The organism is Haladaptatus sp. CMSO5 (genome assembly GCF_036689885.1).
GTDB lineage: Archaea > Halobacteriota > Halobacteria > Halobacteriales > Halococcaceae > QDMS2.
The window spans coordinates 494,060-506,878 of the sequence record NZ_JBAHVW010000001.1 but is presented as its reverse complement, the minus strand read 5'-3'; the positions used below and the strand labels follow the sequence as shown (position 1 = coordinate 506,878).

9 protein-coding genes, 1 tRNA gene and 2 rRNA genes are annotated in these 12,819 nt (G+C 58.1%); 7 read left to right on the top strand and 5 right to left on the bottom strand.

From position 1 onward, the window contains the following. Positions 1-48: 48 nt before the first annotated feature. Genes rpl18a through V5N12_RS02640 form a run of 7 tightly spaced genes read left to right on the top strand, consistent with a single transcriptional unit; the run spans position 49 to position 5,532 of the window. Positions 49-240 carry a 50S ribosomal protein L18Ae gene (gene rpl18a / locus V5N12_RS02670; RefSeq protein WP_332897607.1) on the top strand — a complete coding sequence of 64 codons (192 nt, stop codon included), beginning with the start codon at positions 49-51 and terminating at the stop codon, positions 238-240. Next, positions 237-692, top strand: coding sequence for a prefoldin subunit alpha (pfdA, locus tag V5N12_RS02665; protein WP_332897606.1), 456 nt, complete (start codon positions 237-239; stop codon positions 690-692). The genes rpl18a and pfdA overlap by 4 nt, the downstream gene beginning before the upstream one ends. 6 nt (positions 693-698) lie before the next feature. Continuing rightward, the gene (ftsY, locus tag V5N12_RS02660; protein WP_332897605.1) at positions 699-1,892 is read left to right on the top strand and encodes a signal recognition particle-docking protein FtsY; all 1,194 of its coding nucleotides are present in this window, start codon (positions 699-701) and stop codon (positions 1,890-1,892) included. Between the two features lie 60 nt (positions 1,893-1,952). Beyond that, entirely contained in the window at positions 1,953-3,341 is a 1,389-nt protein-coding gene (locus tag V5N12_RS02655; protein WP_332897604.1) for a signal recognition particle protein Srp54, read from the top strand. A gap of 46 nt (positions 3,342-3,387) precedes the next feature. Further along, on the top strand, positions 3,388-3,966 hold the full coding sequence (locus V5N12_RS02650) for a magnesium transporter (RefSeq protein ID WP_332897603.1): 579 nt from the start codon (positions 3,388-3,390) through the stop codon (positions 3,964-3,966). Beyond that, positions 3,967-4,524 carry a magnesium transporter gene (locus V5N12_RS02645; protein WP_332897602.1) on the top strand — a complete coding sequence of 186 codons (558 nt, stop codon included), beginning with the start codon at positions 3,967-3,969 and terminating at the stop codon, positions 4,522-4,524. It begins immediately after the preceding gene. Positions 4,525-4,563: 39 nt separating this feature from the next. Then, the gene (locus V5N12_RS02640) at positions 4,564-5,532 is read left to right on the top strand and encodes a nucleoside recognition protein (RefSeq protein WP_332897601.1); all 969 of its coding nucleotides are present in this window, start codon (positions 4,564-4,566) and stop codon (positions 5,530-5,532) included. 17 nt (positions 5,533-5,549) lie between these two features. On the opposite strand, the gene V5N12_RS02635 is transcribed toward V5N12_RS02640, so the two are convergent. The 5 genes from V5N12_RS02635 to V5N12_RS02615 form a co-directional block, all read right to left on the bottom strand. Then, positions 5,550-6,134: a response regulator gene (locus V5N12_RS02635; protein ID WP_332897600.1), complete on the bottom strand. Its 585-nt coding sequence runs from the start codon at positions 6,132-6,134 to the stop codon at positions 5,550-5,552. Between the two features lie 82 nt (positions 6,135-6,216). Then, positions 6,217-8,460 carry an ATP-binding protein gene (locus V5N12_RS02630; protein ID WP_332897599.1) on the bottom strand — a complete coding sequence of 748 codons (2,244 nt, stop codon included), beginning with the start codon at positions 8,458-8,460 and terminating at the stop codon, positions 6,217-6,219. 693 nt (positions 8,461-9,153) lie between these two features. Continuing rightward, positions 9,154-9,229 (bottom strand) — tRNA-Cys (locus V5N12_RS02625). Positions 9,230-9,477: 248 nt separating this feature from the next. Further along, positions 9,478-9,596, bottom strand: a 5S ribosomal RNA gene (gene rrf / locus V5N12_RS02620). A 131-nt stretch (positions 9,597-9,727) separates the two neighbouring features. Continuing rightward, a 23S ribosomal RNA gene (locus V5N12_RS02615) occupies positions 9,728-12,644 on the bottom strand. Between the last annotated feature and the right edge of the window lie 175 nt (positions 12,645-12,819).

Genomic DNA, 12,819 nt, shown 5'->3' with positions numbered 1-12,819 from the left:
GTGAGGAGAAGGGAAGATACTTCCCGCTCGCTCTCCGAAAGTTGTTCCATGAGTCAATTCACCGTGACTGGTCAGTTCAAGACAAGCCGTGGCTGGGAGTCGTACACAAAAACAATCGACGCGCCAAACGAGAACGTTGCAGAAGAGCGCATCTACACGCAGTTCGGCTCGAAACACGGTCTCAACCGAGCGAAGATCACCATTGACTCCGTCGAAGAGGCGGAGGAGGTCGCAGCATGAGTGCCCAACAGCAGATGCAGCAGCTCTCCCAACAGCTTCAGGCTCTCGATGAAGAGCGTCAGGAAGTCGAAGCTGAAATCGAGCAGAAGCGCGAAGAAAAGCAGTCGATGGACGAGGCAATCGAAGCCCTCGAACTCTTAGAATCCGGCTCGACGGTGCAGGTGCCACTCGGTGGCGGCGCACACCTCCGCGCAGAGATTCAGGACATCGACGAAGTCGTCGTCACCCTCGGTGGCGGCTACGCCGCAGAACGCGAACAGGAAGACGCCATCGAAACCCTGAAGCACAAGAAAGAGACGGTCGACGAAGAAATCAGCGAGCTTCAGGACGAAGTCGCAGAAATCGAAGAGCAGTCCTCGCAGTTAGAGCAGCAGGCCCAGCAGATGCAACAACAGCAGATGCAACAGCAGATGCAGCAGATGCAACAGCAGGGCGAAGGCGGCGAAGAATAAGGCAGGATGTTCGATGGACTAAAAGAGAAGCTTTCGAGCTTCCGAAAGGACGTCGAGGAGTCGGCCGAAGTCGAGGAGGACGCCGACGACTCGCCCGCAGCCGATACGGACGCGACCGAGGAGCCAGTGCAGGACGCCGCGTCCGAGCCGGAATCTGTCGAACCCGACGCGACGCCGGAGTCGGAGCCGGAGCCAGCCGAGCCGGAACCGGTGGCCGAACCTGAGACCGAACTGGAAGCCGAGTCCGAATCAGAGCCAGAACCGGTCGACGTAGCTGAAGACGTGGAAACCGAGGAAGCCGAGAAATCGAACGGCAGAAGCCTCGGCGAGCGCGCGAAACTGTTCGCCACCGGTCGGGTTGTCATCGACGAAGACGACTTAGAAGACCCGCTCTGGAATCTGGAGATGGCGCTCATCCAAAGCGACGTGGAGATGAACGTCGCAGAGGAGATTTTAGACCGCATCCGCGAGAAACTCGTCGGTGAGACGCGCGTCCGCGGACGGAGTACGGGCGACATCGTCGAAGAAGCGCTGCACGACGCCCTCTACGACGTGATTAGCGTCGGGCAGTTCGACTTCGACGGGCGGATTCAGGAGGCGGACAAACCCGTCGTCATCATCTTCACGGGTGTAAACGGTGTCGGGAAGACGACCTCCATCGCCAAGCTCTCGAAATACTTCGAGAAACAGGGGCTCTCGACGGTGCTCGCAAACGGCGACACGTATCGGGCGGGCGCGAACGAGCAGCTCGCAGAACACGCGCGCCTGCTCGAGAAGAAAATCATCACCCACGACCAAGGCAGCGACCCGACGGCGGTCATCTACGACGCCGTCGAGTACGCGAAGGCAAACGACATCGACGTGGTGCTCGGTGACACCGCCGGCCGACTCCACACGAACAACGACCTGATGGCGCAACTCGAAAAAATCGACCGCGTCGTCGGGCCGGACATGACCATCTTCGTGGACGAAGCGGTGGCCGGACAGGACGCAGTCGAACGCGCCCGGACGTTCAACAACGCCGCGGCCATCGACGGCGCAATCTTGACGAAAGCCGACGCCGACTCGAACGGCGGCGCGGCCATCTCCATCGCCCACGTCACGGGCAAGCCAATTCTCTTCCTCGGCGTCGGGCAGGGGTACGACGACATCGAGCGATTCGACCCCGAGCAGATGCTCGAACGCCTCCTTGGCGAGTAATCTCGGGGCCACCGCCCGAGAAAAAGCCTTTATCACTTCGACCGCCTAGGCTCGCGTAACATGGTACTTGACAATCTCGGGAGTTCCCTTCGGGGCACCCTCGACAAACTCCGCGGGAAATCTCGTCTCAGCAAGGAGGATGTCGAGGAGATCGTCAAGGAGATTCAGCGCTCTCTCCTGCAGGCCGACGTCGACGTCGGCCTCGTGATGGAACTCTCCGACAACATCAAACAACGCGCACTGGAGGAAGAACCGCCGGGGGGCACCTCCGCGCGCGACCACGTCCTGCGCATCGTCTACGAAGAACTCGTAGACCTCGTCGGTGAGAGCACCGAACTGCCACTCGAAAAACAGACCATCATGCTCGCAGGCTTACAGGGGTCGGGGAAGACGACCTCAGCCGCGAAGATGGCGTGGTGGTTCTCGAAGAAAGGCCTGCGCCCCGCTGTCATCCAAACGGACACCTTCCGACCGGGTGCCTACGACCAGGCAAAAGAGATGTGTCGGCGAGCAGAAGTCGATTTCTACGGCGACCCCGACGAAGAAGACCCCGTCAAAATCGCCCGCGAGGGCCTCGAAGCGACGAAGGATGCGGACGTGCAAATCGTGGACACGGCCGGTCGCCACGCGTTAGAAGACGACCTCATCGCAGAAATCGAGGAGATTCGCGCGGCAGTGAACCCAGACCGCTCGCTGCTCGTGCTTGACGCGGCAATCGGGCAGGGCGCAAAAGCGCAAGCCCAGCAGTTCGACGAGTCGGTGGGTATCAACGGCGTCATCATCTCGAAACTCGACGGGACGGCCAAAGGTGGGGGTGCGCTCACCGCGGTCAAGGAGACGAACTCCTCGATTGCCTTCCTCGGGATGGGTGAAACGGTCCAGGACATCGAACGCTTCGAGCCGAGTGGCTTCATCTCGCGGCTGCTCGGGATGGGCGACCTGAAACAACTCACCGAGCGCGTCGAACGCGCGATGGCGGAAACCCAGGACGAAGACGATGACTGGGACCCAGAGGACATGCTGAAAGGCAAGTTCACCCTCCGGGACATGCGCCGGCAGATGCAGGCGATGAACAAGATGGGACCACTCGACCAGGTGCTCGACATGATTCCCGGCCTCGGCGGCGGACTCAAAGACCAACTCCCCGACGACGCGATGGACGTGACCAAAGACCGGATGCGCGTCTTCGAGTTCATCATGGATTCGATGACCGAAAACGAGTTGGAGAACCCGCGGTCTATCAGCGCGAGTCAGGTCAAACGGATTGCGCGTGGCTCTGGCACCTCAGAGGAGAAGGTGCGTGAACTGCTCCAGCAACACAAGATGATGGAGCAGACGCTGAAGCAGTTCGGTGGCATGGGCGACGGCGACATGCAGCGGATGATGAAGCGGATGGAAAAACAAGGCGGTGGCGGCATGGGTGGCCTCGGCGGCATGGGACCGTTCTGAGTCGCCGTAAACTGGTTTTTTATCCCTGCGGGCGCACAGTCAGACCATGAGTGCCCGCGACATCGCACTAGAGGCGTACCGGGAAGCCCTCCCGGCGCTCACTGCGAGTGTCGCGGGCGGCCTGTTCGCGGGCGTCGTCCTCAGTGGGATGCGCGCCGAACTTCAGGACGTGGCCGGACTGCTTGTGTTGATTCCTGCGCTTCTCGCCACCCGCGGGAACGTCTATGGCTCGCTTGGCGCGCGACTGGCAACCGGACTCCACCAAGGGCTTGTCGAGCCACACGTCTTCAACGGTGACCGCAGGCTCCAGTCTGCGGTGGTGGCGGCGATGGCGAATGGGATTCTCGCCAGTCTGTTCGCAGCGTCGGTCGCGTTTTTCGTCCTCGATGGGCTGTCGAGACCGGTCGCACCGCTCGGGACGTTGTTGGCGATTGCACTCGTCGCTGGCTTACTCTCGGGGATTGCGCTCTCGGGGGTCGTCGTGACCGTCGTCTTCGCGGGGTACCGACGCGGGCACAACCCGGACACGCTCGTTGGCCCCGTCGTGACGACGACCGGCGACGTGTTCGGTCTCGCCTTTCTCCTGCTCGCCGTGCGAACCGTGCTCGCGCTGGGGGGTGGCTAGATGCCCACCGAGTGGACCATCAAAGCGATTACCCGCGCGATGTTGCCCGTCTTACTCCCGCTCACGCTTGTCGAAATCGGGAGTGGACTCGTCCTCGGGACGTTCGAGAGCACACTTATTCGCCACCCCTCGCTGCTCGTGCTCGTCCCCGTCACCATCGGCACCGCGGGGAATCTTGGAAGTATTCTCGCCGCGCGGCTTTCGACGGCGTTTCACCTCGGACTGCTCTCCTTTGGCCGGGCGGATGAAACCCTTCTCGGAAACGCGCTTGCGACAATCGGCCTCGCGCTTACCGTCTTTCCGGTCGTCGGCATCGGCGCGTGGGTGCTCGCGTGGCTCACCGTCGGCACCGACCTTTCGGTACTGACGGTGTTGCTCGTCTCGGTGACGAGCGGGGCGGCCCTCGCGGTGGTGGCCGTCGTCATCACGTTCATTGCGACGTATGCGGCCTACCGCTTCGAACTCGATCCCGACGACGTGGTGATTCCCGTCGTCACGAACGCCTCAGACGTGCTCGGCGTCATCATCCTGTTTCTCGCCGTGCGGACTTTCGTCTGAACCGACGAACATTTGCCCCGCTCGCCCCGACGGGCACACGTGCAGTTCGGTGACCTTCTCTGGACCGTCGGCCCGCGGGTGGCGAAGATTTCACTGTTTATCGCCATCGGTGTCTTCCTCGCCAACCTCGCCGTCGCCTTCGGCGCGGTGCGGAAAATCGCCGCCCTCTCGCGGCCGCTCACCCAACCCGCAAATCTACCCGAGGAAGTCGGAACCGCGATTCTGACGACGACGGCTTCGACCACCGCCGGGTACGGGATGCTCGCAGAGTTCCGCGAGTCGGGCATGCTCGACGACCGCGCCACGCTCGTCGCAGTCACCATCAACACGTTCTTCGGCTTCGCCCAGCACATCTTCACGTTCTACGCGCCCGTCCTCATCCCGATTCTCGGCCTCCGGGTCGGTCTCATGTACGTCGGCGCGCGGGCGCTCATCGCCCTCGCCATCACCGTCGTCGGAATCTGCGCAGGAGCACTCCTCCTCTCTGGGCGCAACGTGAATCACGCGGCGCGACCCGACACCATCGAAACGCCGGATGCAGAGACCCAATCGACCCGAGAGAAACTCACAGACGCAGCCACGAACACCGCGACAAAACTCCGCAACATTGTCCCTCGGCTCGCCGTCATCTACACGCTGGTCGTGTTCCTCACCGCGCGCTACGACGTGGCCGCCGCGACTGCCTTCGCAGACCCCGTCGTCGAAGCGGTGGGGCTGCCCGGCGCGGCCGTACCGGTCATCGCTGTACTCACCCTCGATACGACCAACGGCGCGCTCGTGCTTGCGCCACTCATCGAAAACGGGACGTTCACCGCGCGGGCGGCGGTGGCAACGATGCTCATCGGAAGCATCATCTCGTTTGCCGTCACTACGTTCAAACGCTCGATTCCGTTCCAGTACGGCATCTGGGGGGCAGAGTTCGGGTCGAAAGTCATCGCCGTGAACACGGGACTGAAGCTCATTTTCATCTCACTCGCGGTGGCGATTTTGCTCGCGCCCATCTGGTAACTCGACGTACGACGTGGTTATGTCGAATCATCTTCGACAATCGCACGCAACACGCCGACAAAATCAGCATCAGATGAGAGTCCGTCGAACGACGTGTCGAGATTCTCGCGCCCGCGTTCGATTCGGGCAACGAGGTCTCTGTACTCTTCGTTCGATTCGAGGACAGAGCGGGTGAATTCGGCTTCGAGGGCGGCTTTGCGAGCAACGAGCGAGAAGTAGTTTTGTAAGTCGTCTGCGACCGCACCGCGTGCGAGCAGTCGTTCGATGGTGTCACGGAGCTGGTCGCGTGTGGGCGGTTTCGTGACGTATTCGTCAAAGCCCATTTCGATGATATCGAAGTCTGGGTCGACGGCCGTCACTATCGCCACCCGGCAATCAATGTCTCGTGCCCGGATTTCTTCGAGCACCTCGTCGCCGGACATCCCCGGCATCATGCGGTCTAAGAGGACGATATCGATGGAATCGTCAAGTTTCGAGAGCGCCTCTTTGCCGGATGCAGCGTGTATGACGGTGTAGGACTCTGCCAGCCACCGTTCGTACGTTTCGCCCACATCTGGCTCGTCTTCGACGATGAGGACAGTTGGCCGCGCAGAGGTTGCCATGATAGATGTGTGATACGGATGCAGACCTCTTGATACTTTGTCTAGTTGCATCCGAAGAAAACGACTCGATTATGAGCCGCCATTAGGCAAGCGGAAGTTCAATCACGAACACGACACCGTTTGGAACGTTGTCCTCAACCGAGACGGAACCACCGTACTCTGCGACCATCGAATCAACGAAAAAGAGGCCAAAACCAGAGCCAGTCGATTTGGCGTGTCCCGTCTCATCGCGCCGAAAGATGCGTTCTTTGTGGTCATCTGGAATCCCACGGCCGTTGTCGGCGATGTGAACCGTGGCGCGGTCTTCGGACACCGCTGCAGTCACTGAGATACGGAGTCCGTCTGCGTCGTTGTGGTTTATCGCGTTCGTGAGGACGTTGCCGAACACCTCCCCGAGCAGTTCGTTTGCGAAAACCGTGATATCATCGGGGATATCGGTCTCGAACTCGACTTCTGGGTAGGTGTCTTTGATTCGGCGAACCTCATCTCTGAGTACCAAAGAGAGGTGAGTGTCTTCGAGGTTCGGGTCTGTATTACCGTTTAGCGTATCAAGGATGGTCCGCACCCGGCGGACGATACCGATGATGTTGTTACTCCAGTTGATAATCGTCTCCGCGTCTTTCGACTGGTCTGCGTCGAGGTCTTCTACGAGGAACTCGGCACGCGACCGTATCACCGTCATCCCGTTTAACACGTCGTGACGGAGAATCGAATTGAAAAACTCCATCTGCTCTGTCTGGCGCTGTAAGTCCTTTTCACGCGTCGCTCGTTCGAGTGCTGTCCGCGTATTCGCAACGAGGAGCTGTGCGAGTACCAGGTCTGTTTCATCGAACTCATGAGCGGTCGAGCTGCCACTGACCAACACACCGAGTTCCCCAAGTGGAACGATTAACTCACCGCCATCTGTGTCCGCAAGGCCGCGTCCGATATCGTCAGCAATCTGAATCTCACCGCTCTCGTAGGCCTCCCACACGGCACCGTTTTCGGGGGTGAACGTCGGCAGGTCGTCAGTCGAAACATCTGTGGTAGCCGCCCACGCGACCGGTTTTAGCGATTTGTCATCGCTTTGCAACCAAATACCGGGGCGTGACAGATTGAGCGCGTTCTGTGCAGTGAGAACCGCAATCTGTGAAATCTCCTCGTGGGTGAGTTCTTGCATCATCGCCCGCGTTGCTTCGTTGAGCGCGCTGATTCCGCGTTCGCGTTTGTGCCGCTCGGTCACGTCCATCGCAACGGCGATGACGCTCGTTATCTCACCAGACTCTGTTACGGGTTGGACCCATACTTGATATGTTCGACCCCACATTTCAAGCATCACATCGACGAACGCGCCATCGAAGCTGCGTTCGATAGCGTCGGTTATCTCGCTTTCCGCGCCAAACAGGTCTGCAACAGTCGAGCCAACATGCTGGTTTTGCTCGCGTGAGACCTGCTCTAATCCCTTACCGACCTGCAGGGTAATCGTGCGGTCTGTTTCGATGACGAACAGAATAATCGGCATGTTTTCGAGAATCGTCCGCAATCGCAACTCACGGGTGATGAGTTGCTGTTCGAACGCAGCCCGCTCTGAGATGTCGCGAACGACGTAGAGATAACCCCCCTGTGGTCGCGATGAGAAGGTGATCTCCTGTGGATACGTTTCCCCGTTACGTCGGAGGCCAGTGAGTTCACCTCGCCAACTGCCCGTCTCTGAGAGTGTGGGCAGAATCTCTTCTTCGATGTGGGCGGCTTCAGCGTCCTCGTAACACATGTGAAATGTCCGACCGATGAACACCGCTGGGTCGTCGTAGCCGTACACCTCGGCGTGTGCCTGATTGACTTGTTCGTACTCGCCCGACTCGGTGAGAATGGCCATGCCGTCTCTCGAAGCAGCAACCGCTTGCCTCGTCTGTTCGGCCGCGCGATGTTCTATTCGTCTGTACGCATCGTACACCCCAATCAACAACCCAACCGACCCTCCCACCGTCATGCTGCCTACAACCACGAACTGCCAGTGGTGAAACGCCATCCCACGAATGAACTGGTGGCTGATAATCCAACCAACCATCAGCGACATCCCAAGGAGACCGGCGACGAACCAAGAGGTGATTCTACGCAGTTCACCGGCCTCAATCTCACTCCGGTAGAGCCCGTAGCTGGCGGCGATGATGACGAGAGCCATGGTCAGCGGCAAAACTGCCTGGACGACTTTGCCAAGAGGAGACTGCATCTGAGAAGTGTGCCAGAGTTCAAATATCGCTAAAATAGCGCCAACGCACGCGATGAGGCAGACGCTCCCCGCTCTGACGGCGCGCTCGCTCAGAATTGAGGATCGCTTGGCGCTCATGAAATACCGCCGCCTCCGACAACGAACCCTCTATCCGAGGCTCGAGCAAATAATAGGATTGACGCAGACATTGTCACGGTTACTATCCAGTTCGAAGATTGATAAAAGATGGGTTGAAAACATATTCCGAGAGAATCTACATGGGCCAATATAGCTCAAATGAGCGATAGCGTGGCTGAAACGCGCAATTTCGGAAGGGGTAACGGACTCCTCTACGGCCCACCACGCATGACACAGGTGGACGAGGAACCCAGCGAGAAGTCCATCGATTCACTGGCAGTTACGGACGCCGTCGCGGTCATCCAAAACCGCACTGAGAAGGAGCCTGACGACCTCTAAGTCGGCCCAGCCGTTTGCCTTTGTAGTTGACTTGAACTCCTCGAGCGAAACTGGTTCGTCAGGGGTCAAGTTGAGATACCCGCGAGTTTCCCAGATGATTCCAGCCCAGTCGGGCGAGCGACTCACGTAGCACACCTCAGTGATTCGTCGACGGCGTTTCCACTCAGTGGTGTGCGTCGAGACCCGGCAGTATGATATTGTGCAAGTGGGGCGCCGTCGCTCGCTGGACGTTGGATTCTGCGGAAAACGCTGTATGCCGAGGGCCGGATTATGAACCACGGTCGCAGACAAGCTGCTCCCTCGTTCAAATCCTCGACTGGGTGCTGTCGCTCACGGAGTTGTTCGCGACACAAAAGCCAAGGGCCGGATTTGAACCGGCGATGGGCGGCTCTGCAGGCCGCTGCGTTTGGCCGGACTCTGCCACCTTGGCGCATCACATGGTAGTGGGGTGAGTCGCTTAAGCGTAGCGGTCTGTAATGAATCACCAGACGCGAGCGTTGTCACTCGCCGTCTGTAAATGAAAAAAGCCCAGAGCTCTCGCTCTAGGCTAAATGAATGAAGTATGAATGGAGGCGGCGAACCACTGGTTGCAGACCGTTATAACGGACTGTTCTCCAATTCCACCGGGACAAACCCTGCGTGTACTATGGATGGCAGTCCTGGGACTGTACCTTGTCACCCTTGCGGGTCAGCTCTCCCAGAGACTCTCGTACTCCAGTACTCACTGGAACGCAGGCAGGCTTATCTTCCGTGTTCGGGATGGGTACGGGAGTGACCCTGCCGCTCTGGCCGCCTTAACGCCGATCTGTGGAATCGAACCACTGGCACCGTGTGTGGTGAACACCAGTTATCGGTGGTATGTGCTGTAATGTACGTGCAATCCAGTTTACGCCCGGACTCGTTCCGAGTCCATCCGTAATGCGGTATGATTAAGTGGCGACCTGTTAGTGCTCGCGGGCTAAACGCCTCGTTGCCTCAGCGCGTACACCCCGAGTCTATCGAACTCGTCTTCTACGAGTGGTCTTAATAGTGCTTCTTTTCCAGGTGGGTTTCGAGCTTAGATGCATTCAGCTCTTACCCCTTGTTGCGTAGCTGCCCGGCACTTGCCCTTTCGGACAACCGGTACACCAGTGGCAACCATTCGTAGTTCCTCTCGTACTATACGAACGTTCCCGTCAAGCACCTTGCACCCCCAATAGATAGCAGCCGACCTGTCTCACGACGGTCTAAACCCAGCTCACGACCTCCTTTAATAGGCGAACAACCTCACCCTTGCCCGCTGCTGCACGGGCAGGATGGAGGGAACCGACATCGAGGTAGCAAGCCACCGGGTCGATATGTGCTCTTGCCGGTGACGACTCTGTTATCCCTAGGGTAGCTTTTCTGTCATCAATTGCCCGCATCGAGCGGGACTAATTGGTTCGCTAGACCACGCTTTCGCGTCAGCGTTCCTCGTTGGGAAGAACACTGTCAGACGACCTTATGCTCTTGCACTCTTCCTCGGGTCTCCGACCCGAGTGAGGTCATCTTAGGGCGCGCTCGATATCTTTTCAAGCGCGTACCGCCCCAGTCAAACTGCCCGGCTACCGGTGTCCTCCTCCCGGAGTGAGGGTCACAGTCACTAACGGGTAGTATTTCAGTGATGTCTCGGTGATCCGCTAGCGCGGATACCTGTGTAACGACTCCTACCTATCCTGCACATTAGCGACCATGTCCCAGCGACAGCCTGCAGTAAAGCTCCATAGGGTCTTCGCTTCCCCTTGGGGGTCTCCAGACTCCGCACTGGAATGTACAGTTCACCGGGCCCAACGTTGGGACAGTGGCGCTCTGGTTGATCCATTCATGCAAGCCGCTACTTAAGCGGCAAGGTACTACGCTACCTTAAGAGGGTCATAGTTACCCCCGCCGTTGACGGGTCCTTCGTCCTATTGTACTAGGTGTTCAGATACCCGCACTGGGCAGGATTCAGTGACCGTACGAGTCTTTTCAGATTTGCGGTCACCTATGTTGTTATTAGACAGTCCGAGCGCCCGAGTCACTGCGACCTGCCCCATTCCGGGGCAGGCATCCCTTATCGCGAACTTACGGGACTAATTTGCCGAATTCCCTAACGTCGGTTATTCCCGACAGGCCTTAGCTTTCTCCGCTATGGACACCTGTGTCGGTTCTCGGTACGATCATCATAATTGCCTTTTCACGGGCTCCAGGTTGGGTCGAGTTTCCCTATCCTGCCGTTCATCCGCTTCGTGCCATTACGGCTTCCACGGATTTGGACAGTTCGACCGGGCGAATGCCCGGCTCGACCGACCCCGAAGCGTCGGCTTTTAGTTTATGATGGCGCTGGAATATTAACCAGCTTCCCTTTTGTCTTACTCGAATTGCGGTAAGACTTAGGATCGGCTAACCCTCAGCTGACGAACATTGCTGAGGAACCCTTATCCATTCGGCCGTCGAGATTCTCACCCGACTATCGCTGCTACTATGGCCAGGATTTTCGTTACTGCTCGGTCCACACGAGTTCTCACCCGCGCTTCCACCCAAACAGAATGCCAACCTACTGAATCACGATGTTACTCGTGCCGTCAGGTCTCGGTGGTAGACTTGAGCCCCGATCATTTTCGGCGCCTCGAACCTCGGCCGGTAAGCTGTTACGCTATTCTTAGAGGGTAGCTGCTTCTAAGCTCACCTCCCGGCTGTTTAGGGCTCGAGACCACCTTTAAATCGCACTTAGTCTACACTTTGGGACCTTAACCCGACTCTGGGTTGTCTCCCTCACGGTACACAGGCTTACCCCGCGCACCGGACTCCCAGCTTCGACAGCGTCTGTAGGTTCGGAGTTTGACAGGGGAGTCGACTCCTCTCGGAGGCGAGCTCCCCAATCGGTCGCTCTACCCCACAGACTACCTCAGCTGAGGTCATGCTTCGACATGTTTCGGTTGGAACCAGCTGTTTCCGAGTTCGATGGGCCTTTCACCCCTACACACAGATCACGGGAGGGTATTGTAGGACACCACCCCTAGCAGGCTTCCACATGGCTTTCGCCATGCTTCACCTTGCCCATGTGTAGATCACTCGGTTTCGGGTCGTGCCCGTTTGGCTCCCCGCACTTGAATACGGCGGCCCTCACGCAAAGCGCTGCGGCCATGTTGGTTTCCCTATGCCTTCCTCGATACTCGAGTTAGACTCGCCAAACAAGCACACTCCCTGGCTCGTTTTTCAAAACGCACGACGGAACACCGGCTCTCTGAGATTCGTACTAGAGGCTCGCACCTCGTTCCTTTTTCTCAGAGCCTTTTATGCCCCGTCGCTCCATCACTGACTGATTTCAAGACCTATTGCACCTTCCTTCTCGGAGTGCTTTTCAGCGTTCGCTCACGCTACTTGTTTACTATCGGTCTCAAGTTGTATTTAGTCTTGGCAGTAGATGCCTGCCTTATTGGCGAGGGATTTCCAACCCCCGCTACTCAGGTACTGGTGCACAGCGTACTGATTTGTGTTACGGGGTTTTCACCCTGTGTCACGCTCTGTTCCAAGAGACTTCACACAAAATTTCTGCTGATGAGTACCAGCCCATACACCACATTGCCCGAAGGCTTCGGTTTGGACTGTGTCGCCTTCACTCGCCGTTACTAACGACATCCCGATTTGGTTTCTTTTCCTGCTCCTACTAAGATGTTTCAATTCGGAGCGTTCCCCATTGCGCGAAGCAATTGTAAAGGGATTCCCATTAGGAGATCTGTAGTTCTTAGCCTCCGTGCGGCTCCCTACAGCTTTTCGCAGCTTGGCACGTCCTTCGTCGGCACTTGAGCCGAGCTATCCACCAGCCAGTATAGTTTCCACGATTGTTTGTTCCGGTTGTGACTCGGAACGCGTCCAGTGGACGTCTGGATTGCACGTACACACAGCGTCATCACGCACACATCGGGTAAGATGATGCGTTCAACCCTTCCCACTCGCGCTTACACGGAGTGGTGCATCGGTTCTTGCAGGTATTCAATCAAAGCGCCGTCTCCCACTTAA